25 protein-coding genes, 1 tRNA gene and 1 pseudogene are annotated in these 25,894 nt (G+C 73.5%); 17 read left to right on the forward strand and 10 right to left on the reverse strand.

The window, feature by feature from the left end; genetic code table 11:
- Genes ACH4ZX_RS06875 through ACH4ZX_RS06885 form a run of 3 tightly spaced genes read left to right on the forward strand, consistent with a single transcriptional unit; the run spans position 1 to position 2,862 of the window.
- Complete coding sequence (locus tag ACH4ZX_RS06875; protein ID WP_398268645.1) at positions 1-918, forward strand: ATP-binding cassette domain-containing protein; 918 nt, start codon at positions 1-3, stop codon at positions 916-918.
- A 1-nt stretch (position 919) separates the two neighbouring features.
- Entirely contained in the window at positions 920-1,822 is a 903-nt protein-coding gene (locus tag ACH4ZX_RS06880) for a sugar phosphate isomerase/epimerase family protein (RefSeq protein ID WP_398268648.1), read from the forward strand.
- A 20-nt stretch (positions 1,823-1,842) separates the two neighbouring features.
- Positions 1,843-2,862 (forward strand): Gfo/Idh/MocA family protein, encoded by a 1,020-nt coding sequence (locus tag ACH4ZX_RS06885; RefSeq protein ID WP_398268651.1) that lies wholly within the window; start codon positions 1,843-1,845, stop codon positions 2,860-2,862.
- A 21-nt stretch (positions 2,863-2,883) separates the two neighbouring features.
- Here the strand turns inward: ACH4ZX_RS06885 and ACH4ZX_RS06890 are convergent, their stop codons facing one another.
- The 6 genes from ACH4ZX_RS06890 to ACH4ZX_RS06915 form a co-directional block, all read right to left on the reverse strand.
- A complete protein-coding gene (locus ACH4ZX_RS06890) occupies positions 2,884-3,360 on the reverse strand; it encodes a GNAT family N-acetyltransferase (protein ID WP_398269105.1) in 477 nt (158 codons plus the stop codon).
- 98 nt (positions 3,361-3,458) lie between these two features.
- Positions 3,459-4,490, reverse strand: a complete 1,032-nt coding sequence (locus ACH4ZX_RS06895) for a Gfo/Idh/MocA family protein (protein ID WP_398268654.1) — start codon at positions 4,488-4,490, stop codon at positions 3,459-3,461.
- Positions 4,487-5,848, reverse strand: coding sequence for a protoporphyrinogen/coproporphyrinogen oxidase (locus ACH4ZX_RS06900; RefSeq protein WP_398268657.1), 1,362 nt, complete (start codon positions 5,846-5,848; stop codon positions 4,487-4,489). The genes ACH4ZX_RS06895 and ACH4ZX_RS06900 overlap by 4 nt, the downstream gene beginning before the upstream one ends.
- Before the next feature lie 107 nt (positions 5,849-5,955).
- On the reverse strand, positions 5,956-6,960 hold the full coding sequence (locus tag ACH4ZX_RS06905; protein ID WP_398268660.1) for a Gfo/Idh/MocA family oxidoreductase: 1,005 nt from the start codon (positions 6,958-6,960) through the stop codon (positions 5,956-5,958).
- 74 nt (positions 6,961-7,034) lie between these two features.
- Positions 7,035-7,811 carry an SDR family oxidoreductase gene (locus ACH4ZX_RS06910; protein WP_351899338.1) on the reverse strand — a complete coding sequence of 259 codons (777 nt, stop codon included), beginning with the start codon at positions 7,809-7,811 and terminating at the stop codon, positions 7,035-7,037.
- 15 nt (positions 7,812-7,826) lie between these two features.
- The gene (locus ACH4ZX_RS06915) at positions 7,827-9,008 is read right to left on the reverse strand and encodes a phytanoyl-CoA dioxygenase family protein (protein WP_398269108.1); all 1,182 of its coding nucleotides are present in this window, start codon (positions 9,006-9,008) and stop codon (positions 7,827-7,829) included.
- Positions 9,009-9,160: 152 nt separating this feature from the next.
- On the opposite strand from ACH4ZX_RS06915, the gene ACH4ZX_RS06920 reads away from it, so the two are divergent.
- Together ACH4ZX_RS06920 and ACH4ZX_RS06925 are read left to right on the forward strand one after the other, a co-directional pair.
- Positions 9,161-10,192: a LacI family DNA-binding transcriptional regulator gene (locus ACH4ZX_RS06920; RefSeq protein WP_398268664.1), complete on the forward strand. Its 1,032-nt coding sequence runs from the start codon at positions 9,161-9,163 to the stop codon at positions 10,190-10,192.
- A gap of 9 nt (positions 10,193-10,201) precedes the next feature.
- The gene (locus ACH4ZX_RS06925) at positions 10,202-10,927 is read left to right on the forward strand and encodes a poly-gamma-glutamate hydrolase family protein (protein ID WP_398268667.1); all 726 of its coding nucleotides are present in this window, start codon (positions 10,202-10,204) and stop codon (positions 10,925-10,927) included.
- A 45-nt stretch (positions 10,928-10,972) separates the two neighbouring features.
- Here ACH4ZX_RS06925 and ACH4ZX_RS06930 read toward each other — a convergent pair whose 3' ends face one another.
- Positions 10,973-11,317, reverse strand: a complete 345-nt coding sequence (locus tag ACH4ZX_RS06930; RefSeq protein WP_398268670.1) for a cupin domain-containing protein — start codon at positions 11,315-11,317, stop codon at positions 10,973-10,975.
- A gap of 228 nt (positions 11,318-11,545) precedes the next feature.
- Between ACH4ZX_RS06930 and ACH4ZX_RS06935 the strand changes: the two genes are divergently transcribed.
- The 6 genes from ACH4ZX_RS06935 (at position 11,546) to ACH4ZX_RS06960 (ending at position 17,299) form a co-directional block, all read left to right on the forward strand.
- Positions 11,546-12,196 (forward strand): GntR family transcriptional regulator, encoded by a 651-nt coding sequence (locus ACH4ZX_RS06935; protein WP_398268673.1) that lies wholly within the window; start codon positions 11,546-11,548, stop codon positions 12,194-12,196.
- 62 nt (positions 12,197-12,258) lie between these two features.
- On the forward strand, positions 12,259-13,008 hold the full coding sequence (locus ACH4ZX_RS06940; RefSeq protein ID WP_398268676.1) for a PIG-L deacetylase family protein: 750 nt from the start codon (positions 12,259-12,261) through the stop codon (positions 13,006-13,008).
- Positions 13,005-13,718: a 4-carboxy-4-hydroxy-2-oxoadipate aldolase/oxaloacetate decarboxylase gene (locus tag ACH4ZX_RS06945; RefSeq protein ID WP_398268679.1), complete on the forward strand. Its 714-nt coding sequence runs from the start codon at positions 13,005-13,007 to the stop codon at positions 13,716-13,718. Before ACH4ZX_RS06940 ends, ACH4ZX_RS06945 begins: the two co-directional genes overlap by 4 nt.
- A gap of 23 nt (positions 13,719-13,741) precedes the next feature.
- Complete coding sequence (locus ACH4ZX_RS06950) at positions 13,742-14,818, forward strand: 4-oxalomesaconate tautomerase (RefSeq protein WP_398269111.1); 1,077 nt, start codon at positions 13,742-13,744, stop codon at positions 14,816-14,818.
- On the forward strand, positions 14,815-15,765 hold the full coding sequence (locus ACH4ZX_RS06955; RefSeq protein WP_398268682.1) for a catechol 2,3-dioxygenase: 951 nt from the start codon (positions 14,815-14,817) through the stop codon (positions 15,763-15,765). The genes ACH4ZX_RS06950 and ACH4ZX_RS06955 overlap by 4 nt, the downstream gene beginning before the upstream one ends.
- A 208-nt stretch (positions 15,766-15,973) precedes the next feature.
- Positions 15,974-17,299 (forward strand): MFS transporter, encoded by a 1,326-nt coding sequence (locus tag ACH4ZX_RS06960; protein WP_398268685.1) that lies wholly within the window; start codon positions 15,974-15,976, stop codon positions 17,297-17,299.
- A gap of 145 nt (positions 17,300-17,444) precedes the next feature.
- On the opposite strand, the gene ACH4ZX_RS06965 is transcribed toward ACH4ZX_RS06960, so the two are convergent.
- Together ACH4ZX_RS06965 and ACH4ZX_RS06970 are read right to left on the reverse strand one after the other, a co-directional pair.
- Positions 17,445-18,185: an MBL fold metallo-hydrolase gene (locus ACH4ZX_RS06965; RefSeq protein ID WP_398268688.1), complete on the reverse strand. Its 741-nt coding sequence runs from the start codon at positions 18,183-18,185 to the stop codon at positions 17,445-17,447.
- A 39-nt stretch (positions 18,186-18,224) separates the two neighbouring features.
- Positions 18,225-18,635: a cupin domain-containing protein gene (locus tag ACH4ZX_RS06970; RefSeq protein WP_398268691.1), complete on the reverse strand. Its 411-nt coding sequence runs from the start codon at positions 18,633-18,635 to the stop codon at positions 18,225-18,227.
- Between the two features lie 203 nt (positions 18,636-18,838).
- Here ACH4ZX_RS06970 and ACH4ZX_RS06975 point away from each other — a divergent pair, with 203 nt between their 5' ends.
- The 5 genes and pseudogenes from ACH4ZX_RS06975 to ACH4ZX_RS06995 all read left to right on the forward strand — a co-directional run.
- Positions 18,839-19,330: a carboxymuconolactone decarboxylase family protein gene (locus tag ACH4ZX_RS06975; protein WP_398268694.1), complete on the forward strand. Its 492-nt coding sequence runs from the start codon at positions 18,839-18,841 to the stop codon at positions 19,328-19,330.
- Positions 19,331-19,472: 142 nt separating this feature from the next.
- A complete protein-coding gene (locus ACH4ZX_RS06980) occupies positions 19,473-20,492 on the forward strand; it encodes a thiamine pyrophosphate-dependent enzyme (RefSeq protein WP_398268697.1) in 1,020 nt (339 codons plus the stop codon).
- A gap of 20 nt (positions 20,493-20,512) precedes the next feature.
- Positions 20,513-21,580, forward strand: a complete 1,068-nt coding sequence (locus tag ACH4ZX_RS06985) for an Ldh family oxidoreductase (protein ID WP_398268700.1) — start codon at positions 20,513-20,515, stop codon at positions 21,578-21,580.
- A 114-nt stretch (positions 21,581-21,694) separates the two neighbouring features.
- Positions 21,695-21,768: transfer RNA gene (locus tag ACH4ZX_RS06990), tRNA-Pro, on the forward strand.
- A 131-nt stretch (positions 21,769-21,899) separates the two neighbouring features.
- Positions 21,900-22,217 (forward strand): annotated as a pseudogene (locus ACH4ZX_RS06995) (FMNH2-dependent monooxygenase); the annotation flags it as partial.
- A 375-nt stretch (positions 22,218-22,592) separates the two neighbouring features.
- On the opposite strand, the gene ACH4ZX_RS07000 reads toward ACH4ZX_RS06995, so the two are convergent.
- Positions 22,593-23,684 (reverse strand): M12 family metallopeptidase, encoded by a 1,092-nt coding sequence (locus ACH4ZX_RS07000; protein ID WP_398268703.1) that lies wholly within the window; start codon positions 23,682-23,684, stop codon positions 22,593-22,595.
- Between the two features lie 71 nt (positions 23,685-23,755).
- Here ACH4ZX_RS07000 and ACH4ZX_RS07005 point away from each other — a divergent pair, with 71 nt between their 5' ends.
- The gene (locus ACH4ZX_RS07005; RefSeq protein WP_398268706.1) at positions 23,756-25,744 is read left to right on the forward strand and encodes a LuxR C-terminal-related transcriptional regulator; all 1,989 of its coding nucleotides are present in this window, start codon (positions 23,756-23,758) and stop codon (positions 25,742-25,744) included.
- Positions 25,745-25,894: the final 150 nt, after the last annotated feature.

The following is a 25,894-nucleotide window of genomic DNA, read 5'->3' on the forward strand; positions in this document are numbered from 1 at the left end:
ATGACGACAGCCGACGAAGCCGGCACCCACGGCGCCATCATCGCCGACACCGCCGCCGACGACGGGGACGGGGCGATCGTCGAACTGCGCCGCGCGGGCAAGTCCTACGGCAACATCCGCGCCCTGCACGGCGTCGACCTGAAGGTGTACCCCAGCCAGGTCACCTGCGTGCTCGGCGACAACGGCGCCGGCAAGTCCACCCTCATCAAGATCATCTCGGGTCTGCACCAGCACACCGAGGGCGAGTTCCTCGTCGACGGCGCACCGGTGCGCTTCTCCACCCCCCGCGAGGCGCTCGACAAGGGCATCGCCACCGTCTACCAGGACCTCGCGGTCGTCCCGCTGATGCCGGTGTGGCGCAACTTCTTCCTCGGCTCGGAGATGACCAAGGGCCCCTGGCCGCTGCGCCGCCTCGACATCGAGAAGATGAAGAGGACGGCCGACCACGAGCTGCGCGAGATGGGCATCGTCCTGGACGACCTGGAGCAGCCCATCGGCACCCTCTCCGGCGGTCAGCGCCAGTGCGTGGCCATCGCCCGCGCCGTCTACTTCGGCGCCCGCGTGCTGATCCTGGACGAGCCGACCGCCGCCCTCGGCGTCAAGCAGTCCGGCGTGGTGCTCAAGTACATCGCCGCCGCCCGCGACCGCGGCCTCGGCGTCATCTTCATCACCCACAACCCCCACCACGCCTACATGGTCGGCGACCACTTCAGCGTGCTGCGCCTGGGCACCCTGGAGATGTCCGCGTCCCGCGACCAGGTCAGCCTCGAGGAACTCACCAACCACATGGCCGGCGGCGCCGAACTCGCCGCGCTCAAGCACGAGCTCGCGCAGGTCCGCGGTGTCGACGTCGAGGAACTCCCCGAAGAGGACGCCCTCACCGCACCCGGCGCGGCCGCACCCGAAGGGAAGTCCTGACATGCCCGCTGCGCTGGACCGCATCCGGGTCGGTTCCGCACCCGACTCCTGGGGCGTCTGGTTCGCCGACGACCCCCTGCAGGTGCCCTGGGAACGCTTCCTGGACGAGGTCGCCGAGGCCGGCTACTCCTGGATCGAGCTCGGCCCCTACGGCTACCTGCCGACCGACCCGGCCCGGCTCACCGACGAGGTGAACAAGCGGAACCTGAAGGTCTCCGCCGGCACCATCTTCTGCGGACTGCACCGCGGCCCGGCCGAATGGGACGGCACCTGGGAGCAGGTCAGCCGGGTCGCGGCGCTCACCCAGGCGATGGGCGCCGAGCACCTGGTCGTCATCCCGTCCTTCTGGCGGGACGACAAGACCGCCGAGATCCTCGAGCCCCCGGAGCTGACCGGCGAGCAGTGGGCCCACCTCACCAAGGGCATGGAACGGCTCGGCCACGAGGTGAAGGAGACGTACGGCCTCGACATCGTCGTGCACCCGCACGCCGACACCCACATCGACACCGAGGCGCACGTCGAGCGCTTCCTCGACTCGACCGACTCCGGCCTGGTCAACCTCTGCCTCGACACCGGGCACTACGCCTACTGCGGCGGCGACAGCGTCAAGCTGATCGAGACCTACGGCGAACGCATCGGCTACCTGCACCTCAAGCAGGTGGACCCGGAGATCCTCGCCGACGTGCGGGCGAACGAGGTGCCGTTCGGCCCGGCCGTGCAGCGCGGCGTGATGTGCGAACCGCCCTCCGGCGTGCCGGAACTGGGTCCGGTGCTGGAGGCGGCGCAGCGGCTCGGCGTGGACCTGTTCGCGATCGTCGAGCAGGACATGTACCCGTGCGAGCCGGACAAGCCGCTGCCCATCGCGGTGCGCACCCGCAAGTTCCTGAGGTCCTGCGGAGCCTGACCGCCCGAAGGGGGACGACCATGGCACAGCCCGGCACACTGCGCGTCGCCGTCGTCGGCACCGGCAGGATGGGCGCCGACCACGTCCGCCGGATCCAGGAGGTCACCAGCGGCGCCCGGGTGACCGCCGTCGTCGACGTCGACGCGGAACGCGCCAAGGCCGTCGCGGCCGGCGTCGACGGCTGCACCCCGTACACCGATCCGGCCGCGGCGATGGCGGCGGCCGACGTCGACGCCGTGCTGATCGCCTCCCCGGGGCCCGCTCACGAGGCGGCGCTGCTGACGGCGTTCGCGCACGACCTGCCCGTGCTGTGCGAGAAGCCGCTCACCCCGGACGCGGCCTCCGCCCTGCGGGTGCTCGAAGCCGAGCGGTCCCTGGGCCGGCGCCGCGTCCAGGTCGGCTTCATGCGGCGCTACGACGCCGAGTACCTGAAACTCAAAACCCTGCTGGACAGCGGCCAGTTGGGCCGGCCGCTGCTGCTGCACCACCGGCACCGCAACGTCGCCTCCCCGCCCGGCTGGCGCAGCGAGATGCTCGTCAACGACTCCGTCGTGCACGAGATGGACGTCACGCGCTGGCTGCTCGGCCACGAGATCACGGCCGTGACGGTGCTGCGCCCGACGCCGTCCGCGAACGCCCCGGACGGGATGCAGGACCCGCAGTTCGTGGTGTTCGAGACCGACGGCGGCGCGGTCGTCGACGTCGAGATCTTCGTCAACTGCGGCTTCGGCTACCAGGTCCAGGCCGAGGCGGTCTGCGAACGCGGCACCGCCCGGATCGGCGACGGCCACGCCATGGTCACCAACATGGCGGGCCGCTGGGGCGGCACCATCGCCCAGGACTACCTCGACCGCTTCGCCGACGCCTACGACCGCGAGGTCCAGGCGTGGGTGGACGCCACCCGCCGCGGCGAGGTCACCGGCCCCAGCGTGTGGGACGGCTACGCCGCGGCGGCGGTCAGCGAGGCCGGCGTGCGCGCCCTGGAGCAGGGCGGCCGGGCCGAGGTGGAACTCGTGGAGCGGCCGCCGCTGTACCGGTGACGCGCCGGCCGCCCCGGCGCGTCACCGGCCGGCGGTGAAGCCCGCGAGGGGGCAGGTGAAGACGACCCGTGGCCGGCCGGGGCCGTTGTAGTCCTCCGCGACCCGGACGTCGAAGCCCAGGCTGCGGTGGAAGGCGAGGGAGCCCTCGTTGCCCACCGTGGTGATCGCCTTCAGCCGGACGGCGCCCTGCCGGCCGGCCGCCTCGGCGAAGGCCTCGTACAGGGCGCGGCCCAGCCCGGCGCCGCGGGCGTCGTCGCGGGTCGCGACCAGATGTACGTACCCGGTGCCGTCCGGGGTGACGAAGCCGATCAGGTAGCCGAGGACGCCGTCGTCCGACCGGGCGACCAGGCAGGTCCGCCCGAACTCGTGCACCAGCGGCAGCAGATGCAGCGCCCGCAGGTCACGCTCGCCCCAGTAGCGGGCGTGATCGTCGAGGGCCTGCTGGATGTCGGCGACCTGCGCGGGGACGATCCGGGCGGCAGCCGCGGCACCGGTCACGCGGCCGTCGGCCGCGCGGTCGTCGGTCGCGCCGCCGCCGGTCGCGCCGCCGCCGGTCATGCGGTCGCCGGTCGTACGGTCGCCGGTCGTGCGGTCGGTCATCCGGCGGTCCGTCCGGCGTCCGTGCGCGGCCGGGGTGCGAAGCCCGCGGCCCGGTAGCAGTCGTCGATCAGCGTCATCGTCGCCACCGCGTCGTCCGCGTCCAGCGGCAGCGGCACGCCGTCGCGTACCCGGGCGGCGAAGGCGTCCAGCTGGTAGGCGTACGACGACCGGGTGCCGAGCCGTTCCGTCCGCTCGCCGTCCGCGGTGCGCACCACGACCCGGTCGTCCCGGTGCGGCAGCACGAAGTTCGGGGCGGCCGCCTCACCGAGGCTGCCGACGATCCGGCAGCTCATCTCCAGCTCCCCGTAGGCCATGTGGCAGCGCGCGGAGGCGGTGGCCCCGCCGGGGAAGGCCAGTTCGGCGTCCAGCCACTCGTCGACGCCGGGCGCGCCGCCGCGCTCACCGCCGCGCGCGGAGACGAGCCGTGGCGCGCCGCCCGCGAGGGGCGCGAGCATCCGCGCGGCGTGCAGGGCGTAGCAGCCCAGGTCCATCAGGGCGCCGCCGGCCAGCGGCAGCGACCAGCGCGGGTCGCCGTCCGGCGGGGCGGGCGTCGCGACCAGGGCCTCGAACCGCCGCAGCTCGCCCAGTTCGCCGCTCGCCAGGATCTCGTGCAGGCGGCGGGTGACCGGGTGGAAGAGGTAGTGGAAGCCCTCCAGGAAGACCGTCCCGGCCTTCGCGGCGGCCTGCCGCACCTCGGCGGCCTCCGCGGCGTCGCTCGCCGACGGCTTCTCGGTCAGGACGTGCTTGCCGGCCGCGAGGGCGGCGAGGTTCCACGGCCCGTGCAGGCCGTTGGGGAGCGGGTTGTAGACCACCTCGACCTCGGGGTCGGCGAGCAGGCCGGCGTACGAGCCGAGCACCCGCTCCACGCCGTGCTCCGCGGCGAAGGACGCGGCCCGGGAGCGGTCCCGGGCCGCCACCGCGACGAGGCGGTGGCCGCCGGCCCGGGCCGGGTCGGCGAGCGCGCGCCCGGTGATCCGCGCGGCTCCCAGTATTCCGATGCGCAGGGGCTCCCGGTCCGGTCCGCTCATGCCGTGCGTTCCTCCTCGGTCGTGGCGGGAGTGTCCTCCCGCCGGGTCGGTGTGCCGTCCGCCGCCGGGAAGCGGCGGCGGACGAGGTCCTGGGCGTGCGCGACGACGCACTCGACCAGTTCGAAGGCGGGCAGGCCGCCGACATGGTACGTGCGCATCCGGCCCTGGAGCGCGGCGAGCCGGTCCAGGGCGCCGGCCGCGAGGTCGTCGCCGCCGAAGTGCGGCATGAACGCCCACCGGCGCCGCAGGTGCACCCGCTCCAGCCGGCCGCCCAGCTCGGCGACGTCGTCCGGCAGCAGCGCGGCGACGTCCTCGGGACGGCCGTAGGAGTAGAAGGTCCGCACGTCGCTGCCGGGGTAGCGGTGGTGGTACGACACACAGTGACCGGCCGCCTCGCGGGTCGCCGTGTGCCGGTCCAGGAAGTAGAAGGCGTCCTCCGGCAGGCCGGGGGCGGTGGCCAGGGTGGTGTGGTAGGCGTTGCTGCGCATCCGGGCGGCGAGGTCGCGTTCCTCGTCGGTGGCGTCCAGGACCGGCAGGATCCGGTCCAGGGGGACGGCCAGCACCAGGTCGTCGGCGTCCACCGGGCCCCCGTCGGTGTGCACCCGTACCCCGTCCGCGTGCCGCTCGACCGACCCGACCCGCACTCCGCACCGCACGTCTTCCAGCTCCTCGGCGACGCGGCTCCACAGGGTGGCGAACCCGCCGGCCACCGTGAACGTGCCCGAGTGGCCCAGCAGTTCCGGCCCGTCCGACAACAGCCCCGTCATCTCGGCGTACTTGACGAAGTACAGCGCGGGCACGTCGTCGTCCAGGTGGCCGTAGCCGGCCGCCGTGAACCCGGTGCCGAACGATTCGGCCATGGACCGCAGTCCGTGCTCGGCGAGCCATTGGGCGACGGGAGCGGCGAGCGCCTTCGCGGAATGGGCGAGCCCGGGTTCGGCGATGCGCGGGAACTCGCGCTCGCGCAGCGCCCGGTAGCGGGCGAACGCCTCGTCGCGCAGGAACGGCATCGTCTGCCGGCTCGCGGTGCGCTCCGCGACGTTCAGGACGCGGTAGCGGGTGGTGCGCTCCGTCTTGACGCCCAGCTCGGTCACCAACTCCGCCACCCGCTCGTACCGGTTGGTGCAGATGTGGCCGCCCAGGTCGTAGGCCAGGCCGTCGACGTGCACGCTCCGGCACTTGCCGGCCACGTCGTCCAGCTCCTCCAGGACGGTCACCCGGTGTCCGGCGCGCTCCAGTTCCCGGGCGGCGGTCAGACCGCCGGGACCCGCGCCGATCACGACCACGCTGCGCGGGCCGGGGCCGGGTAACTCGTCGGGTAAGAGGGCAGGTCGGTGGACGGCGTGGCCGCTGGTCATGGTCGTCGCTCCTCGGTCGGTGGTGCGCGGACGGTCTCGTGGTCGCCGTGCGGGCGAACCACAAGACCGTAGACGCACTCCGGGAGCGCGGCCACGCCGCCCCGGCCTCAGCCGGCGCGCACCTCGGCGATCGTCACCGGCCGGTGCTCGTGCAGCGACAGGGTGCACGCCTCCGCGATCCAGCCGGCCTCCAGCGCGTCCGCGACCGTGCAGGGGGAGGTCCGGGTACCGGCCACGACCTCGGTGAACGCGGTGAGTTCGGCGCGGTAGGCCTCGGTGAAGCGGTCCATGAAGAAGTCGTGCGGGGTGCCCGCGGGGAAGGTCACGCCGGGCTCGACGGAACGCAGCGGCAGCTTGTCCTCCAGGCCGACGGCGATGGAGTCCGCGAATCCGTGGATCTCCATCCGGACGTCGTAACCCCGGCCGTTGTGGCGGGAGTTGGAGACCACGGCGATGGTGCCGTCGTCGAGGGTGAGGATCGCGCCGGTGGTGTCGGCGTCGCCGGCCTGCTTGATGTAGTCGGCGCCCCGGTTGCCGCCGACGGCGTACACCTCGGTCACCTCGCGGCCGGTCACCCAGCGGATGATGTCGAAGTCGTGCACCGAGCAGTCGCGGAAGATGCCGCCGGAGGAGGCGACGTACGCGGCCGGCGGCGGCGCCGGGTCCAGGGTGGTCGACCGCACGGTGTGCAGCGTGCCCAGCTCGCCGCTGTGCACGGCGGCCCGAGCCGCGACGAATCCCGCGTCGAAGCGGCGGTTGTAGCCGATCTGGATCGGCACGCCGGCGCCCTCGACGGCCTTGAGGACCTCGACGCCCTCGGCCATGGTCTTCGCGACCGGCTTCTCGCAGAAGACGGGCACGCCGGCCTCGACCGCGGCCAGGATCAGGTCCGGGTGGGCGTCGGTCGCGGCGGCGATCACCACGCCGTCCACCCCGGCGGCCAGCACGGCCTCGGGGGAGTCCGCGACCTCGGCGCCGAACCGCTCGGCGGCGGACTTGGCGGCCTGGGTGAACGGGTCGGACACGACGAGCGAGTCCACCGCGTCGAGTCCGGAGAGGGTCTCGGCGTGGAAGGCGCCGATGCGGCCGAGGCCGAGGATTCCGATGCGCATGGGGGTGCTGCTCCTTGGGTGCGGGGTGGTGCGGGGTGGTGCGGTTCGTAGCGGGGCGGTGGGGCGGGGGGAGGTCAGTCGAGTCCGCCGAGCACGTTCTGGTCCCAGTCGATCACCGATCCGGTGACCACGCCCGACCGGTCCGACAGCAGGAGGACCACGAAGTCGGCGATCTCGTCCGGCTGGCCGAGTTTGCCCATCGGCAGCTTCGCGGCGGCCTCCTCGCGCCAGTCGTCCCCGGCGCCGTGGAACCTCTTCTGCGTCGCGTCCTCGCCCTCGGTCGCCGTCCAGCCGATGTTCAGGCCGTTGACGCGGATCCGGTCCCAGCGGTGGGCGTGGGCCGCGTTGCGGGTCAGACCGATGAGGCCGGCCTTGGCGGCGACGTACGGCGCGAGGAAGGGCTGCCCGCCGTGCGCCGACGACGTGATGATGTTGACGATCGTGCCCGGCGCCCCGCGGCTCAGCATGTCCGCCACCGCCGCCTGCATCGCGAAGAACGGCGCCCTGAGATTGATCGCGATGTGCTGGTCGAACAGGGCGGGCGTGGTGTCCAGGAGCGTGCCCCGGGAGGTCAGGCCGGCGGAGTTGACCAGGCAGTCGACCCGGCCGTACACCGCCACCACGTCGCCGACGGCGGACCGTGCCTGCTCGGCGTCGGACAGGTCGGCCCGTACGAAGGTGGCCTTGCCGCCGGCGGCGGTCAGCTCGGTCACCAGTGCCTCGCCGGGCGCCGTGCGCCGCCCGGTCACGGCCACGACCGCGCCCTCGCGGACCGCGGCCCGCGCGACGGCGGCGCCGACGCCCTGACTGCCGCCGTTGACGAGGACGACCTTGTCGTCGAGAAGTCCCATGAGGGGCAGGTCCTTTCAGATTTCCCGCGGTCGGCTTTCGCGCCGCTCGGCGCCGGCCCGCAGCGCGTCGCGCAGGGCCTGCGGGGTCCATGTCTCGCGCAGGGCGCGCCGTACGACGTCCGCCTGCGCGGGCGGGGCGAGGCCGTCGACGGGCGGGTCGCTGTCGAGGTTGGTGGGGAAGGGGTAGCCTTCGGCGCTCGCCGCGATCACGTTCTCCAGCCACTCCTCGCCGGCGCCCTCCGCCCGGCGCCTGAGCAGCACCGGGAAGACGGCGCCGACGACGGCCTCGCGGTCGACCGTCTCCATCGCCCGGCCGAACGCGGACGACACCTGCAGCAGGTTGGCGGTGCGCCGGATGTCCGCGGAGCGGTTGGCGCCGGCCGCGTGGAACAGCGCCGGGTTGAAGAAGACCGCGTCGCCCTTGGCGAGCGGGAGCTGGACGTGGTGCGCCTCGAAGTACTCCCGGAAGGCCGGCAGCCGCCAGGCCAGGTAGCCGGGCCCGTACTTCTGCGAGTGCGGCAGGTACGTCGTCGGCCCGGACTCCACGGGCATGTCGCAGTGCGCGACCGCGCCCTGGAGGGTGAGGACGGGGGAGAGGGCGTGCACGTGCGCCGGGTAGCCGGCCGCCGCCTCGCCGGAGAGGAAGCCCAGGTGGTAGTCGCGGTGCACGGTCTGCGCCGCGCCGCCCGGGTTGACCACGTTGACCTGCGAGGTGACCTGGTAGCCGGGGCCGAGCCAGGCGGTGGCGGCCAGCGCCAGCATGTCGTTGGCGTAGTAGTCGGCGAACGCCTCCGGGTCGTGGAGGGCCGCCTTCTCCAGCGCGTTCCACACCCGGTCGTTGGCGCCGGGGGCGGCGAAGTGGTCGCCGGCCCGCGCGCCCGAGGCCCGCTGCCCGGCGATGAGGGCGTCGAAGACGGCGCTCAGTCGGTCGACGACGGCCGGGTCGGGGAAGGCGCCCTTGAGGACCACGATGCCGGGCCCGTCGGCGAGCGCCCGGACCAGCTCGGTCCGCACGCCGGCGCGGTCGGCGGCTCCGCGCAGCCGGTCGCTGTCGTAGACCAGGACACCGTGCTGCACGGCGGAGGCGTACGGGTAGTCGGCCCGGTCGGTGGAGGTCTCGACGAGCGCGCGGAAGGCGTCGAGGTCGCAGTCCCGATCGGACAGCCACACACGGCGTTGCGCGGAGCGGAAGGACATCGAGGACGCCGAGGACGCCAAGGACATCGAAGACATCGAGGACATCGTCGTCCCTTCGGGGGCACGGAGCGAAGCAGCTCTGTCATTGTTGTCAGTACAAACCCCTCGAACAACCAGCAGGAAGCCATCAAAAACCCCTCAAGGAGCCGTCCGTGGGCCACCCCTTCCCCATCCGGGAGATCGCACGTCAGGCGGGCCTGAGCGAGGCCACGGTGGACCGGGTGCTCAACGGGCGCGGCGGCGTGCGGGAGAGCACCGCCCGCGAGGTCCGGCAGGCCATCGCCGATCTGGACCGGCAGCGCACCCAGGTCCGGCTGGTCGGCCGCACCTTCATGATCGACATAGTGATGCAGGCGCCGGAGCGGTTCTCCACCGCCGTGCGCGCCGCCCTGGAGACGGAACTGCCCTCCCTGCACCCGGCGGTCGTCCGCTCGCGCTTCCACTTCCGTGAGACCGGCCCGGCCGCGGAACTGACCCGCACCCTGGACCGCATCGCCCGGCGCGGCTCGCAGGGCGTGATCCTCAAGGCGCCGGACGTCCCGGAGGTCACGGCCGCCGTCGGCCGGCTCGCCGACGCGGGCATCCCCGTGGTGACCCTGGTGACCGACCTGCCCGCCACCCCGCGCCTGGCCTACGTCGGCATCGACAACCGGGCGGCCGGCGCGACGGCGGCGTACCTCATGGGCCAGTGGCTCGGCGACCGCCCCGGCAATGTGCTCACCAGCCTCAGCAGCGGCTTCTTCCGCAACGAGGAGGAGCGCGAGATGGGTTTCCGCAGCGCGATGCGCACCCACCACCCCGACCGCACCCTGGTGGAGATCGCCGAGGGGCAGGGCCTGGACACCACCCAGTACGACCTGGTGCGCGCCGCGCTGGAACGGGACCCGGACATCCGCGCCGTCTACTCGATCGGCGGCGGCAACATCGCCACCCTGCGCGCCTTCGCGGACCTGGGCCGCGAGTGCGCGGTGTTCGTCGCGCACGACCTCGACCACGACAACACGCGCCTGCTGCGTGAGCACCGCCTGTCCGCCGTCCTCCACCACGACCTGCGCCAGGACATGCGCGAGGCCTGCCACCTCGTGATGCGCTTCCACGGCGCGCTGCCGCCCGCGGGACCCACGCTGCCGTCCGCCACGCAGGTGGTGACGCCGTACAACATGCCCGCGCCGACGACGAGTTGAGGAGCCGTGATGACACAGCGGACCGAGGGCGGACAGGCCGAGCGCGGACAGGCCGAGCGCGGACAGGCTGAGCGTGGACAGACCGAGCGTGGACAGGCTGAGCGTGGACAGACCGAGCGCGGACAGACCCGGCGCGTCCGGACCGAGCGCGTCGAGATCGAGGGCGTCGCGTTCCTGGTCACGCTGACACCGGGCAGCCGCATCGGGCTGCTGGCGCTGCACGCCGCCAACGAAGGGGGTACGGCCGAACTCGCCGAGTCGCTGGCCGCGCGCTGCGGCGCCACCAGCCTCGTCTTCAGCCGGCCGGGGGCGCGGCGGCCGGTGCACATCCCGTCGCCGCGCATGGCCGCGGACCACTGCGCGCTGCTGCGGGACTTCCTCTGCCACGTCTCGGTGACGGTCTCCCTGCACGGCCACCTGCGCGACGCGGCGCCGCGCACCGTCTTCCTCGGCGGCGGCAACCGGTCGGCGGCCCGGCTGCTCGCCTTCGGACTGCGCGCGCTGCGGCCGGAGTTCGAGGCGGTCACCGACCTCGCGAAGATTCCGCGCGCGCTGCGCGGGCTGCACGCGAGGAACCCGGTGAACCTGACCCGTGGGGGCGGCGTCCAGGTGGAGCTTCCGCTGCTCGCCCGCACCCGGCGGCCGGGACGGCGGGCGGGAGAGCCGGACACCCCGCCGGAGCCGGTCGTCGACGCCCTCGCCGAGGGCGTGCGCCTGCTGTCCCTCAGAGGCTGACGTGTTTCCCGGAACTGACGTGTTTCACCAGAACTGACACGGTTCTCAGAGGTTGATCGCGTACGCCTTGCGCAGCGTCTCGTGGACCGTCCAGGTCGTGCGGTCGCCCGCGCGCAGCACGGCCATGTCGCCCGGCCCGACCTCCAGCGTCGGCCCGCCCTCCACCTCGACGGTCGCCGACCCGCTGATCACGACGAACAGCTCGTCGGCCTCGGTGTCGGTGACGACGCCGGGGGTGATCTGCCAGATCCCGCGGATCTGCCGGCCGTCCCGCGACTCCCAGACGACCTTTCCGGTCACCTCCGGAGTCCCGGACACGATCTGGGCGGGGTCGAGCGGCTCGGGCTCGAGCTCGGCGTCGGGGATGTGGAGAGCGAAGCTGTGGGTCATACGGCGACCCTAGCCACCGCACCCGCACCGCCGGTGCCGACAGAGTGTGGGTTCTGGGCCCCGCGCACAGGACACTTCGTCACGACGGACAGGCACGAGCACGGGGCCGGGGGACCTTTGGCGGCGGAAGCGTGACCGATATCTGCCCGCAATACGGCGGACAAAATTGTTGACAATGTTGTCTGGCTAGATTTAGGTTCGACAGGCACTCACTCAGGGAGGGCAACGATGCCGAAGGAAGCCCGTCCGAGCACCGGGGAGCAGGCCAAGCAGCACGCGCTCGCGCAGCTGCGGCAGGCGATCCTGCACGGCGAGATGGCACCGGCACAGCGGCTGGTGGAGAACGAACTCGCCGAGCAGTTCGGTGTGACACGGGCCAGCATCCGTGCCGCGCTCATCGATCTGGAGGCACAGGGCCTGGTCGAGCGGATCCGCAACCGCGGCTCGCGGGTGCGGGTGGTGACCGTGGAGGAAGCGGTCGCCATCACCGAATGCCGCATGGTCCTCGAAGGGCTGTGCGCGGCCAAGGCGGCCGTGCTGGCCGACGACGACCAGCTCGCCGAGCTGACGGAGCTCGGCACGGCGATGACCAAGGCCGTCGCCGACGGCGAGCCGGTGACGTACTCCGAACTCAACCAGGAACTGCACGCCAAGGTCCGCGAGTTCTCCGGCCAGCGGACAGCCGTGGACCTCCTGGAGCGGCTGAACGCACAACTGGTGCGCCACCGCTTCCAGTTGGCGCTGCGGCCGGGGCGTCCCCAGCAATCCCTGAACGAGCATCTGGCGATGATCGAGGCGATCAGGGCCAGGGACCCGCAGGCGGCCGAGACGGCCGTCCGCGCCCACCTCACCAGCGTGATCGAGGCGCTGCGCGACTGACGCGGTGCGCGACTGACGCGCGGGGCGGGCGCGCCCACCTGTCCACCAAGGAGATTCGAGCAATGACCCAGGCCAACGCGCCCGCCGCCCCACGATCCACACTCGTCGTCACCGCGCACGCCGGGGACTTCGTGTGGCGGGCGGGCGGAGCCATCGCCCTGGCCGCGTCCCGGGGCGAGCAGGTCACCATCGCGTGCCTGACCTTCGGCGAACGCGGCGAGTCCGCCAAGGCGTGGCGCGAGGGCAGGACACTGGAGGAGATCAAGGCGATACGCCGGGACGAGGCCGAGCGCGCCGCCGCCACCCTCGGCGCCGAGGTCCGCTTCTTCGACGCCGGCGACTACCCCCTGGTGGCCACCGAGGAGCTGACCGACCGGCTCGTCGCCGTCTACCGCGAGACCCAGCCGGACGTCGTGCTCACCCATCCGGCCGAGGACCCGTACAACGGCGACCACCCGGCCGCCAACCGCATGGCGCTGCAGGCCAGGATCCTGGCCCAGGCCATCGGCTACCCGGGCGAGGGCGGGATCATCGGCGCTCCGCCGGTGTTCTGCTTCGAGCCGCACCAGCCCGAGATGAGCGGCTTCAGGCCCGAGGTGCTGCTCGACATCACCGAGGTGTGGGAGACCAAGCGCAAGGCGATGGAGTGCCTCGGCGCCCAGCAGCACCTGTGGGACTACTACACCGACCTCGCCGTGCGCCGCGGCGTCCAGCTCAAGCGCAACGCCGGCCCCAACCTGGGGCTGGCCCACAAGACCATGGCCGAGGCGTACATGCGTCCCTACCCGCAGATCGCGAAGGAGCTGGCATGAGCGGCGTGATCGTCACCGGCCCTCCGAAGGCGGACGCGCGGGACGTCGAGGCGCTGGCCCGCTTCGGCGTGGCGACGGTGAGCGAGGCGATGGGCCGCGGCGGGCTGCTCGGCCCGGAGATCCGGCCCGTCCAGCAGGGCGTGCGGATCGCGGGCACCGCCGTGACCGTGCTGAGCTGGCCCGGCGACAACCTGATGATCCACGCGGCCGTCGAGCAGTGCGGTGAGGGCGACGTCCTCGTCGTCACCACCACCTCGCCCTCCACGGACGGCATGTTCGGCGAGCTGTTCGCCACCGCGCTGCGGCGGCGCGGCGTGTGCGGCCTCGTCATCAACGCGGGCATCCGCGACACCCAGGAACTGCGCGACATGGGCTTCGCCGCCTGGTCCCGCGCGATCTCCGCGCAGGGCACCGTGAAGGCCACCGGCGGCTCGGTCAACGTGCCGGTCGCCATCGACGGCCAGGTCGTCCGCCCCGGTGACGTGATCGTCGCCGACGACGACGGCGTGGTGGTCGTGCCCCGCGAGCGCGCCCGCGAGACCGCCGAGCGCTCGGAGGCCCGGGAGGCCAGGGAGGCCGAGTCCCGCGCCGCGTTCCTCGGCGGCCAACTCGGCCTGGACCGCTACCGGCTGCGCGAGAAGCTCGAGGAACTCGGTGTCGAGTACCGGACGTACGAGGAGTACGCCGCGCACGCGGGAGACCGGCCGTGACCGACGCGGTGCCCTGCCTGCTGATGCGCGGCGGCACCTCCAAGGGCGCCTACTTCCTGGCCCGCGACCTGCCCGCCGAACCGGCCGCCCGCGACGCGCTGCTGCTGCGGATCATGGGCAGCCCGGACGAGCGGCAGATCGACGGACTGGGCGGCGCCCACCCGCTCACCAGCAAGGTGGCGGTCGTGTCGCCCTCGTCCGACCCGGAGGCGGACGTCGACTACCTCTTCCTCCAAGTGGGCGTCGAAAGGCCCGAGGTGAGCGACCGTCAGAACTGCGGCAACATCCTCGCCGGCGTCGGCCCGTTCGCCGTCGAGCGCGGACTGGTCGCGGCGGGGGAGGAGGAGACCGCCGTACGCATCAGGATGGTCAACAGCGGCGGCCACGCCACGGCGGCCTTCCCCACCCCGGGCGGCCGGGTCCGCTACACGGGCGACGCGGAGATCTCCGGGGTGCCGGGCACGGCCGCGCCGGTGGTGATCGCCTTCCCGCCGGGCGCCGGTCCGCTGCTGCCCACCGGCAACGTCCGCGACGACATCGACGGCACCCCGGTGACCTGCGTGGACAACGGCATGCCCACGGTGCTCATCGCCGCGTCCTCCCTGCAGGCGACCGGCTACGAGCGGCCCGAGGACCTGGAGCAGGACCTCGCGCTCGCCGACCGGCTCCGCGCGATCCGCCTGGAGGCGGGGCGGCTGATGGGCCTCGGGGACGTCTCCGACACCACCGTGCCCAAGCTCACGCTCCTCGCCGCGCCCCGCGACGGTGGCGCGGTCACCACCCGCACCTTCATTCCGGTGCGCTGCCACCCCTCGATCGGCGTACTTGGTGCCGCGAGTGTCGCCGCCGGCCTTCGGATCGAAGGCGCCGTCGGCGCGGACCTCGCCGAGCTGCCCGTCGGCGGCGACCGGGTCCGCATCGAGCACCCCACCGGGTTCCTCGACATCGAAAGTACCCTCGGCACCGACTCCGCCGGCCGGCCCGTCGCCCGCCGCACGGCCGTGGTCCGCACCGCCCGCAAGATCTTCGACGGCACCGTCTTCCCCCGGTCCGCCGAGACGGCCCCCCTACCCGCACCATCCCCAGGAGGTCGACGATGACTCCACCGCTCGGCGACATCGCCCACATCGGTCACGCCCAGCTCTACACGCCCGACCTGGACGCCAGTGTCGCCTTCTTCACCGACTACCTGGGCCTGACGGTCAACGGTCGGCAGGGAGACACGGTCTACCTGCGGACCTTCGACGACTACGAGCACCACAGCCTGGTCCTCACCGCCCGCGAACAGCCCGGTCTCGGCCGGCTCGCGCTGCGCACCTCCAGCGAGGAGGCCCTCCAGCGCCGCGTCCGGGCCATCGAGGAGGCGGGCGGCACCGGACGGTGGACCGAGGACGAGCCCGGGCTGGGGAAGATCTACGTCACCGCCGACCCGGACGGCCACGAGCACGCCCTGTACTGGGAGAGCGAACACTACCGCTGCCCCGACGACCTCGGACCGGCGCTGAAGAACCAGCCGCAGGCCAAGCCCAACCGGGGCGTGGGCGTGCGCCGCCTGGACCACGTCAACTTCCTCGCCTCCGACGTGCTCGCCAACGCCGAGTTCCAGCAACACGTCCTCGGCGCGCGGCCCACGGAGCAGATCCGGCTCGACTCGGGGAAGATCGCCGCACGCTGGCTGACCTTCACGAACAAGTCGTACGACGTCGTCTACACGTCGGACTGGACCGGTTCCTCGGGGCGGCTGCACCACATCGCCTTCGCGACCGACACCCGCGAGGACATCCTGCGCGCCGCCGACCTCGCCATCGACACCGGCGTGTTCATCGAGACCGGCCCGCACAAGCACGCCATCCAGCAGACGTTCTTCCTCTACGTCTACGAGCCCGGCGGCAACCGCGTCGAACTGTGCAACCCGCTCACCCGCCTGGTGCTGGCGCCCGACTGGCCGCTGATCACCTGGACCGAGGAGGAACGCGGGAAGGGCCAGGCCTGGGGGCTGAAGACCATCGAGTCCTTCCACACGCACGGCACGCCGCCGGTCGCCTAGAGCGGTCACGGCCACGGGGGTGGGGGCGCACCGGAGTGTGCCCCCACCCCCTGCCGTTTCCGGATCGTTGATGAGATTGTTGACAAAAGCGTTGACTCTTTTGGGGTGGCTCCCTAGCGTCTAGCGCACGGGTCAGCCGCACGAGCCGCGTCGGCCCGCATCCCAGATCCCCTCCAGGCAATGTCTCCTGGACGAGAGGAAAACGAAGATGTCCTCCTCCCCCTCCCTGTCCGCTCGCGGCAGCAGACTGGCCCTCCTGGCCGTCGCCCTGTGCTGGCTGGCCGTCCTCTTCGACGGCCTCGACATGTTCATCTACGGCTCGGTGCTGCCGCACCTGCTCGAGACGAAGACCTTCGGCCTCACCCCCGAGCAGGCCGGCGACCTCGGCAGCTACGCCACCTTCGGCATGCTCGTCGGCGCCCTGACCGCCGGCACCGTCGCGGACCGGATCGGCCGCAAGAAGCTGATGATCGCCTGCGTCACCCTGTTCTCGCTGGCCTCCGGCGTCTGCGCGATCTCGGGCAGCGTCGAGGTCTTCGGCCTCGGCCGGACCCTGGCGGGCGTCGGCCTCGGCGGCCTGCTGCCCACCGCGATCAGCATGGTCTCCGACTACGCCCCGCGCGGCCGCGCCGCCATCGTCATCGGCCTGCTGATGACCGCCCACCACGCGGGCGGCATCCTCTCCGCCTACGTGGCCAAGTGGCTCATCGAGCCCGCCGGCTGGCGCGCCGCCTTCTGGGTCTGCGTGGCGCCGCTGCTGTTCGCCCCGGTGCTCGCGAAGATGCTGCCCGAGTCGCTGAGCTTCCTGGTCGCCAAGGGCCGCGACGAGGAGGCCCGCGCGCTGGCCGCCCGCTACGACGTGGAGCTGCCCGCCACGGCCGAGAGGAAGACCGCCGCCGACCGCTTCGACGCCCTGGTGGGCCTGTTCCGCGGCGGCGAGTGGGTCCAGACCCTGCTGTACTGGCTGGCCTCCTTCGGCGGCCTGCTGCTCGTCTACGGCGTCGCCACCTGGCTGCCCACCCTGATGCGCGGCGAGGGCTACCGGCTCGGCTCGGCCCTGACCTTCGTCGTCGTCTTCAACCTCGGTGGCATTGTGGGCATGCTGGTGGCCGGCCGCGCCGCCGACCGCTTCGGCGCCCCGCGCATCTCGGCGATCTGGTTCGCGCTCACCGCCGCCGGCGTCTTCCTGCTGAGCGTCCACATGCCGACCGGCGTCACCATGGCGGTCGTCTTCCTCACCGGCGTCTTCCTCAACAGCGCCCAGACGATGATCTACGCGACGGTGTCGATCCGCTCCACGCCCGACAGCCGGGCCACCGCCGTCGGCTGGACCTCCGGCATGGGCCGCTTCGGCGCCGTCTTCGGCCCGTGGCTCGGCGGCCAGCTGCTCGCCGCGGGCCACGGCGACTGGGGCTTCACCGCCTTCGCCCTGGCCGGCGTGTCGTCCATGGTCTTCATCGGGATCGCGGCGCTGCGCGGCTCCGGGAGCGGCGCGAAGGGCAGCGCCGGCCAGGAACTGGTCACCGCCCACTGAGCGCCGCCCGCCCGACGGGCAAGGGGACGGACGCCGGCCACCGCGTCAGGCACGGTGACCGGCGTCCGGCGTCCGGCGTCGCGGGGCGGTGCCGGAGCGGAAGGGGCGGTGCCGGAGCGGTGCCGGGGCGGAAGGGGCGGCGGGTTCAGAAGTCGAGGACGAGGTCCGCGACGGCCACGCCGGCCGGCCGGGTGAAGGTCTCCCCGGCCGCTTCCAGGGCCGCCGCCGGGTCGGACCCCGGCCAGAGGTGGGTCAGCAGCAGACGCGCGGCTCCGGCCTGCCGGGCGTACCGGCCCGCCAGTTCGGCGGTCAGCAGGTAGGGCGCGTCGGCGGCCGGGACCCGGCGGGCGTACGTGGCCTCCGACAGCAGCACGTCCGCGCCCTCGGCCAGGTGCGCGATGTCCGGGCTCGGGCCGGTGTCGCCGGTGTAGGCCAGCACCGAACCCGCGGCGGAGAGCCGTATGCCCGCGTTGGGCACATGATGGGGCAGCAGCCGGGTCTCGGCGGTGAACGGGCCGATCCGCAGACGGTCGCCGGGGCGGAAGGAGTGCAGGCGGTACGCGGCGGCGAGCATGCCCGGCCGGTCCAGCGTGAGCACGGCGTCCAGCGCACCGTGCGGGGCGTACACCGGCAGGGCGGGCGGCGGGTCGTCCGCCAGCGCCCGCGCCCGCAGCAGGGGATTGAGGCCGGCGCAGTGGTCGGGATGCCCGTGGCTGATCAGCACGGCGTCGACCGATGCGGCCGGGGCATGCCGCAGCAGCCTCGGGAACGTGGCGTAGCCGGGATCGACGAACAGCCGGAACCCGGCGTGCTCGGCCAGGTAGCCGGCGCACGCCTGGTCCGCGGTGGGCCAGGCGCCGCAGCCGCCGAGAACGGTGAGTCTCATGGCACAGCACGGTAACTCCGGCGCCCGGCCGCGCCTGTCTCAGTCGCGGCCCATCTGGTCCTCGGGGGAGAGGTGTTCCACCGCTTTTCCCGTCTCGGTGAAGGTGCGCGTGACATGGCCGGAGGAGTAGACCCACAGAATGCGCAGCGGGCGGTCGCCGATGTTGCGGAACAAATGGGGGACCGGCGACGGAATGTAGGTGGTGTCGAACCGCTCCAGTTTCATCACCTCGCCGTCGACCCACACCTCCGCCTCGCCGTCGAGGACCGTCACGTGCTCGTCGCAGTTGTGCGAGTGCAGGGGCGCCCCTGAGCCGACCGGATAGACGCTCATCCCGCTGGTGATCCTGTTCTCCCCGCCGGCCGACGACGTCGTGATCAGCGGCGTCGTCACGACGGCGCCCCCACGGTCCAGCAGCGGTACCGACGCGACCTTGATGATCGTGGTCATCCGGAGTTCCTCTCCACATCAGGGCATTGCGCCGGTCGACGTTAGGCCGCGGCCCCGTGAAGGGGTGCCCTCCAGCGTGCAGTTTTACCTTGCAATCCGTAAGGGGTGAGCTTCTCCGCCCCGGCTGTACCGTCGGCTGGCGTCGCACGGCTTCCCGTTCCGTGCCGGAAACGCGCCGGAAAGAAAAGGCAGGTATCGGCCACATGAGGCTCCCCGTTCTCAGCGAAGAGGAAATGGATCCGCGGCAGCAGGAACTGGCCGCCCGCATCGCCGGCCGGCGCGGCGGAGTCCGCGGCCCGTTCCGGGTCTGGCTGCACAGCCCCGAGATGTGCGAACGGGCCGAGTCCCTCGGCGCCTTCGCCCGCTTCGACTGCAGCCTCCCCGAGCACCTGCGGGAGCTGTCGCTGCTGATGGCGGCCCGGAACTGGGACGCGCAGTACTCCTGGAACGCCCATGTGCGCCAGGCCGTCGAGGCCGGTGTACCGGAGGCCGCGGTCAAGGCGATCGCCGAGAAGCGTGAGGCGGTCTTCGACGACGAGGCCGACCAGGCGTTCTACCGGTTCTGCCGCGAGGTGCTGGAGGAGCACTTCGTCTCCGACGACACCTTCGCCCGCGCGCTCGGCCACTTCGGCGCCAGGGGACTGGTCGACACCATCGGCGCCCTCGGCAACTTCACCATGCTCGGCATGTGCTGAACGCCTTCCAGGTGGACCTCCAGGCCGACCGGGAACCGCCCTTCCCCGACGTCCGCGGCTACGCGCGCGTGGCCCCCGACGGCGCCGACCGGCCGCGGCCGTGACCTCCCTGACCGACCCGAGCACCCGGGGAGACATCGCCGTGACCGACGGGAATCCCGCGGCCGTGCTGCGCGTCCGGGGCGTCACCAAGAGCTTCGGCGGGGCGGCCGCCCTCAAGGACGTGGACCTGGACCTGTACCCCGGCGAGATCCACGCCCTGATGGGCATGAACGGCGCCGGCAAGTCGACGCTGGTGCAGATCCTCTCCGGCGTCCACCAGCCCGACGGCGGCACCGTCGAGATCGACGGGCACGCGGAGTCCGGGCTCACCGTGCGCAGGGCCCGCCGGCTCGGCGTCGCCTCGGTCCCGCAGCGCCGCGAGCTGGCGATGGGACTGACCGTCGCCGAGAACGCCCACACGCTGCGCCAGCTCGCCAAGCGCGCCCGGGACCTCGACGAGGCGGCCCTCACCGCCCGGCGCGCCGCCCAGGAACGGCGGCACGCCGCCGAACTGGCCGCGATCACCGCCGCCGAGGCGAAGGCGCGCGAGGCGCGGGGCGTCGACCCGGTGCTCGTCGCCGCGACCCTGCGCGGGCTGCTCGACGGCGAGGACGGCATCGTCGTCGACGAGACCATCACCCACAGCCGCCTCGTCAAGCGGCACCTGCTCACCGACGCCCCCGACTCCTACTTCTACGTCCAGGGCGGCCTCGGCCAGGGCATCGCGGTCGCGCTCGGCGTCAAACTCGCCGCGCCGCGACGCCCGGTGGTGCTCACGGTCGGCGACGGGGCGTTCGCCTACAACCCGGTCATCCAGTCCTACGACGCAGCGAAGGCCTACGGGCTGCCCCTGCTGGTCGTGGTGTTCAACAACCGGGTCTACAAGTCGATGAACCTCAACCACCGCCGCTTCTACCCCGACGGCGCGGCCGCCGAGACCGGCGAATGGCTCGGCACCGACCTGCACCGGCTGCCGCGGCTCGCGCGGTTCGCCGAGCCGTTCGGCATGCACACCGAGACCGTCGACACCGCGGACGCGCTCGCGCCCGCCCTCGAACGCGCGCTGAAGGCCGTGGCCGAGGGCACCACCGCCGTCGTCGACGTCCTCGTCACCCGCTGATCCAGGAGGCACCCGCCACCATGTCCACGTCCACCACACCACCGAAGGTCCGGGTCCCCGCCGACGACCTGCGGGCCTTCTGCGCGGCCCTCCTGGAGAAGGGCGGCCTGAGCCCCGAGGGGGCCGCCACCACCGCCGACGTGTTCGTCTGGGCGGCGCTGCGCGGCGTCGACTCCCACGGCGTCGCCCGCGTGCCCGCCTACCTGGAACTGCTGGCCAAGGGCGTCGCCAACGCGCGGGCCGACATCACGGTCGAGTCCACCACGCCCGCGGCCGCCGTCCTCGACGCCGACCGGGCACCCGGCCCGGTGGCGCTGAGCGCCGCCGCCGACGAGGCGGTGCGGCGCGCCAGGCAGACCGGCATCGCCTCCGTGGGCGTACGCCGCACCGTCCACACCGGCGCCATCGGCTACTACGTGTCGAGGATCGCCGACCAGGGCCTGGTCGGCATCGGCTTCGTGGCCGGCGTGCCCAACATGGGCTACACCGGAGCCAAGGGCGCCGCCGTCACCACCAGCCCGCTCGCCGTCGCCGTACCGGCCCGCGAGCACGCCCCGCTGCTGCTGGACATGGCCACCGCCACCATCGCGCTGGGGAAGATCCGCCAGGCGAAGGCGAACGGGACGCCGCTGCCGGAGGGCGCGGCCGCGACCGAGGACGGCACGCCGACCACCGATCCGGACGAGGCCGTCATGCCGCTGCCGCTGGGCGGCGCCAAGGGGTCGGGCATGTCGCTCGCCTTCGAGCTGCTGACCAGCGTGCTCGTCGGCGCGCCGATCTTCTCGTCGTTCCACTCGGACGATCCCCAGGGCCGCGAGCACCGGCAGAACGCCCTGCTCATCGCCGTCGACCCGGCCGCATTCGGCGGTGCGGACGCCTTCACCGCGGCCGTCGACGACACGCTGAGCACCCTCAAGGCCCTGCCGGTCGCGGACGGCGCCGACGGCGTGTTCTACCCCGGCGAACGCAGCGCCTCCGTGGCCGCCGAGCGCGGCGCGCGGGGCGTGCCCGTGGCGCCCAAGGTGTGGCGCGACCTGTGCGAACGGGCGGCCGAGTGCGGGATCACGCCCCCCGAGCCGCGCGGATAGGGGTTCCCCGGCGCCCGCGTCCGGCGGCGGGGGAGCGGCTCGGCCTTCGGCGCTCCCCCGCATGCGGTAGGGTTGACCTGCACGATCACGCGGCCCCGGCCGCGTGACGCGCGCCGGGACGTGGCGCAGCTTGGTAGCGCACTTGACTGGGGGTCAAGGGGTCGCAGGTTCAAATCCTGTCGTCCCGACGGCGTGAAGGGGCCTTCGCGAGCGGAAGCTCGCGGGGCCCCTTTTAGCGTCGCCGCCCGGCCTCGCGCCCGCCGCCGACGGCCACCTGACGGAAACCCCGGCAGCCCCGGCCCACGGCCGGTGGCCGGGGCTGCCCACCGCACCCTCCCCGGCCGCCGTCCACCTCGCCGTCGCCCCGGACGGCACCGGCCGACACCCCGCCTCCTGGCGCGAACCGGTGGCCCGGCCCAGGGAACTGCTCACCGCCGCGTACTGGGCCGGTCCGGTGGCCGGGGCCGAGCGGGGCCTCATCGACTTCATGACCTTCGAGGACGGCCTCGGCCTTCAGTCCTCGCACCCCTTCGACCGCGACGGACGCACCGACCAGGTCCGCGGCCGCCTCGACGCCGTCCTGACCGCCTCCCGCATCGCCCCGCCGACCCGGCACACCGGGCTGGTGCCGACCGCCGGCTCCCCGGCCACCGTCGCCGAGGCCGTCGACGACTGCGTCCGACGCGCTCGTCCCCGGCGACGAAGCCGGTGTACCAGCCGTGCTCCGGTTCCAGCACGGGGCTGCGCGGCGGTGGTGCTCCGCGAGACGTCGAGGCGGCCGAGCCTGCGCAGGCGCAGGCCGGGGTGCTCGGACGCGGCGCCTGGGCGCAGGCTCTCACCGATGAGGTGTCCGCTGACCACATCCATGCCCCTCGCCACCCGCCTCAACTGACAGCGTGGCGAGGGGCGTGGCGTGGCCCCGGACATCACCCTCCCCCGAAGGTGACGTCCGGGGCCCCTCCCCCGGCGCCGGACAGTGGTCCAGCCGCCCGCGTGCCGCGGATCAGTGCTGTCACCAGCACATGACCGCTGTCTGTCCCGGTCCCCAGGCGGAGTACAGACGCACGCGGACGAAGTAGCGGCGGCCCTTGACGAACCGGGCCCTGATGGTGGCGTTGTGCGGGGTCCCCCCGTCGTCGTGGCCGGCGAGGTAACGGGGCTCCCCGTCCCGCTCCTCGAAGACCACCACGACCGTGTCGCTGTCGCCGAACGTCCCCACGGTGTAGTCGCGGGTCTCCGGCGGCTCGACGACGAAGTCGGCCTGCTCACCCGGCTGCAGCCCCAGCGGCACGGACCGGAAGGGCACCAGCGCCGGCGGCGGGACGGAGGCCGGGCCGGCCGGCGGGTACCAGCGCAGCACGAACTCCTTGTCGGCCGGCGACAGCGTGCCGGGCGGGTGCAGCCCGCCGCGGAACTGCTCGGGCTCCAGGATCAGCCCGGACGGGAAGGCGAACTCCATGACCGACTGCGGATCCCAGACACCGGCGTTGGCCTCGTCCCGGTCCAGCTTGCGCAGGACGTTGAAGAACGTGGTGTCCCGGCTCCAGTGGTTCGGCGGACCCGCCAGGTCGGCGTAGACCGCCTCGTCGTCCCACAGCAGACCGGCGTACGGACTCTGGTGCTCGTGCAGCATGCCGAGCGCGTGGCCGATCTCGTGCAGGGCCGTCCCGCGCTCCCCGGGCGCGGTCAGGTCCCAGCCGAAGTTCATCGTGCGGTCGTTCACGCCGGCCCGCAGCGCGTCCCTGCCCACGGCGGACCAGGAGCCGTCGCCGGACTGGAACCCGATGCGCAGCTCCGCCTCCGAACGGTCCCCGACCTCGACGATCGACACCCCGATCCCGAGGCCCTGCCACTCCCCGAAGCACTCGCGCACCACGTCCCGCTGCTCCTCGGTGCCGACCCACGACACCCGCCGCGACTGCCCGGTCCCCGGGACCGGGATGACGGAGGCGTCGGTGTCGCGGTCGAAGAAGCAATAGTGCAGAACCGTGCCGTTGACCCACATCCGGCTGCCGCCGCCGAGCGCACCACGCCGCTCGGCGGTCAGCCCCGGCGCGAAGGCGGGGGCCGACTGCTGCGTGAGGGAGCAGTAGCGTCCGGCCATGCGCACAGCCTGCCGTGGCCGGGCCCACGGGCACCTGAGTCGGGGGCTACTCAAGTCGCCCTGTATCAGGCATGAGTACGCGTGCTCATACTGCCGTGACGACTTTCGAACGCGACGCGAAGACCCTCGCACTGCCCTGGCCGTTCACCGGACGTGAGGACGAACTCGAACTGATCCGCCGGTCCCTGTCCGGCGGCCGGCCGGGCATCGTGGTGACCGGCCCGACGGGCTGCGGCAAGACCCGCCTGATCACCGAGGCCGTACGGGGCGGCGACCGCGCCCGCGCGGCCGGCACGCCCGGGACCCGGCACATCCCCTTCGCCGCGTTCACCCACCTGCTGCCCGAGCGGGTCTCCCTGCACCGCGCCGTCCAGTTGCTGTCCGGGACCCGGCTGCTGCTGGTCGACGACGCCCATCTGCTCGACGACTCCTCGGCCGCCCTGGTGCACCAGCTCGCCGTGCACGGCCGCACCCGTCTGGTCGTCGCCGCGGCCGACGACGCCCCGGTGCCCGGCGCCGTCTCCCGGCTGTGGACCGACGAACTGCTGCCCCGCCTCGCCCTCGAACCGCTGCCCCGCCAGGACACCGAACAGGTCCTCGCCTCGGCCGTCGACGGGGGACTGGAACCGCTCACCCTGAACCGGCTGCACCGCCTGTGCCGGGGCGACCTGCGGCTGCTGCGCGACCTGGTCGACGCCGCGCGCGAGCGCGGCCTGCTGCGCCGGCTGCCGTACGCCGACGCCGACGCCCGGGCGATGCGGGGCCCGCTGCCGCTGACGGCGACCGTCCGCGCCCGCGCCGCGCAGGTCCTGGAGCGTCCCTGCCCGCAGGAGCGCGAGACCCTCGAGCGGCTCGCCTTCGACGAGCCGCTCGCCCCGCACATCGACGACTTCGACCCGCGGATCCTCGAACCGCTCGAGACCGACGGCCTTATCCACGTCGACGACCGGGGCGCCGTCCGCCTCGCCCACCCCCTGCACGGCCCGGTGCTGCGGGCCGCGGCCGGCAGGCTGCGGGCGAGGCGGCTGGCCCGCACCCCGGACGACTGCGGACCGGCCCTCAAGACCGAGGAGGCCACGCTGGTCCGGCGGATCGAGCGGGCCGACGTGCGGGGCACGCCGACGCCCGTGGGGGAGTGGCTGGCGCAGGAGGGCGCGCCGGTGCCGGCCGGGTACGCGGCCGTACGCGCGCGGTACGCGCGGCTCCGCGGGGAGCTGCGGGAGGCGGCGGCGTGGGCGCGGGAGGGGCTGCGCACCGCCCCGGACGACGCGGAGTGCCGTGCCGAACTCGCCCTGGCCGCCGCGCAGGCCGGCGACACGGCCACCGCCCAGGAGGCCGTGGACGGGCGGCCGGACCTCGCCGCCGCGGCGGCCTGGCTGGCCGCGGCCCGCGGCGACGTCGACGGGGCGCTGACGACGCTCGCCGACCTCGCCCACGCCGCCCACGCCGCCGACGCCGGGGACGCCGGGGACGCCGGGGACGCCGGGGACGCCGGGGAACGCGGGTACGGCGCCGGTCCGGCGGACGGAGCACGCGTGCGCTACGACGCCCTGTGCGTCGACGCCGTGCGCTACGACGCCGTACGCCTCGGCGCGCCGGAGAAGGCCGGCGGCCGGCTTCCGGCGGACAGCGTGTTCGCGCGGCACGCCGACGCCCTGACGCGCGGCGACGGGCCCGCCCTGGACCGGGCCGCCGAGGAACTGGAGGCGGCCGGTTTCCTGCTGTTCGCCGCCGAGGCACGCGCCCAGGCCGTCGCGGCACACCGCGACCCGAGGGCCGCCCGCACCTCCCGCACCCGCGCCGTCGCCCTGGCCCACCGCTGCCAGGGCGCCCGCACACCCGCCCTGTCCGGTCTCGTCCTGGGCGAACTCACCGCCCGCCAGCGGCAGATCGTCGCCCTCGCCGCCGCGGGCCTGAGCAACCGCCAGATCGCGGAACGGCTGACGCTGTCGGTCCGCACGGTCGGCAACCACCTCTACAGCGCCTACGCCCGGCTCGGCGCCAGCGACCGCGGAGCGCTGCCGTGGCTGGTGGACCTGCCCGACGCGCGGTCCGCCTGACCCGCCCCCGAGCCGGCGGTCTGACCCCCGTGATCGGGGGAGGGGTCAGGCCGCCACCCGCGCCGCCGCGACCACGACGACGTGCGCCGCCGCCACCACGACGACGTGCGCCGTCCGGCGGGCTCGGCCGGCGCCCGTCTCCGCCCGGCG

This window comes from Streptomyces sp. NPDC020490, assembly GCF_044335305.1.
Taxonomy (GTDB): Bacteria; Actinomycetota; Actinomycetes; order Streptomycetales; family Streptomycetaceae; genus Streptomyces.

Coding starts and splice junctions, on each gene's coding strand:
- ACH4ZX_RS07000 (WP_398268703.1), bottom strand. CDS start 23,684: ATGGCCGGACGCTACTGCTCCCTCACGCAGCAGTCGGCCCCCGCCTTC.
- ACH4ZX_RS06940 (WP_398268676.1), top strand. CDS start 12,259: ATGACCCAGGCCAACGCGCCCGCCGCCCCACGATCCACACTCGTCGTC.
- ACH4ZX_RS06880 (WP_398268648.1), top strand. CDS start 920: ATGCCCGCTGCGCTGGACCGCATCCGGGTCGGTTCCGCACCCGACTCC.
- ACH4ZX_RS06955 (WP_398268682.1), top strand. CDS start 14,815: ATGACTCCACCGCTCGGCGACATCGCCCACATCGGTCACGCCCAGCTC.
- ACH4ZX_RS06950 (WP_398269111.1), top strand. CDS start 13,742: ATGCGCGGCGGCACCTCCAAGGGCGCCTACTTCCTGGCCCGCGACCTG.
- ACH4ZX_RS06895 (WP_398268654.1), bottom strand. CDS start 4,490: ATGAGCGGACCGGACCGGGAGCCCCTGCGCATCGGAATACTGGGAGCC.
- ACH4ZX_RS06925 (WP_398268667.1), top strand. CDS start 10,202: ATGACACAGCGGACCGAGGGCGGACAGGCCGAGCGCGGACAGGCCGAG.
- ACH4ZX_RS06900 (WP_398268657.1), bottom strand. CDS start 5,848: ATGACCAGCGGCCACGCCGTCCACCGACCTGCCCTCTTACCCGACGAG.
- ACH4ZX_RS07005 (WP_398268706.1), top strand. CDS start 23,756: ATGAGTACGCGTGCTCATACTGCCGTGACGACTTTCGAACGCGACGCG.
- ACH4ZX_RS06915 (WP_398269108.1), bottom strand. CDS start 9,008: ATGTCCTTCCGCTCCGCGCAACGCCGTGTGTGGCTGTCCGATCGGGAC.
- ACH4ZX_RS06970 (WP_398268691.1), bottom strand. CDS start 18,635: ATGACCACGATCATCAAGGTCGCGTCGGTACCGCTGCTGGACCGTGGG.
- ACH4ZX_RS06965 (WP_398268688.1), bottom strand. CDS start 18,185: ATGAGACTCACCGTTCTCGGCGGCTGCGGCGCCTGGCCCACCGCGGAC.
- ACH4ZX_RS06930 (WP_398268670.1), bottom strand. CDS start 11,317: ATGACCCACAGCTTCGCTCTCCACATCCCCGACGCCGAGCTCGAGCCC.
- ACH4ZX_RS06935 (WP_398268673.1), top strand. CDS start 11,546: ATGCCGAAGGAAGCCCGTCCGAGCACCGGGGAGCAGGCCAAGCAGCAC.
- ACH4ZX_RS06905 (WP_398268660.1), bottom strand. CDS start 6,960: ATGCGCATCGGAATCCTCGGCCTCGGCCGCATCGGCGCCTTCCACGCC.
- ACH4ZX_RS06975 (WP_398268694.1), top strand. CDS start 18,839: ATGAGGCTCCCCGTTCTCAGCGAAGAGGAAATGGATCCGCGGCAGCAG.
- ACH4ZX_RS06875 (WP_398268645.1), top strand. CDS start 1: ATGACGACAGCCGACGAAGCCGGCACCCACGGCGCCATCATCGCCGAC.
- ACH4ZX_RS06985 (WP_398268700.1), top strand. CDS start 20,513: ATGTCCACGTCCACCACACCACCGAAGGTCCGGGTCCCCGCCGACGAC.
- ACH4ZX_RS06885 (WP_398268651.1), top strand. CDS start 1,843: ATGGCACAGCCCGGCACACTGCGCGTCGCCGTCGTCGGCACCGGCAGG.
- ACH4ZX_RS06945 (WP_398268679.1), top strand. CDS start 13,005: ATGAGCGGCGTGATCGTCACCGGCCCTCCGAAGGCGGACGCGCGGGAC.
- ACH4ZX_RS06910 (WP_351899338.1), bottom strand. CDS start 7,811: ATGGGACTTCTCGACGACAAGGTCGTCCTCGTCAACGGCGGCAGTCAG.
- ACH4ZX_RS06960 (WP_398268685.1), top strand. CDS start 15,974: ATGTCCTCCTCCCCCTCCCTGTCCGCTCGCGGCAGCAGACTGGCCCTC.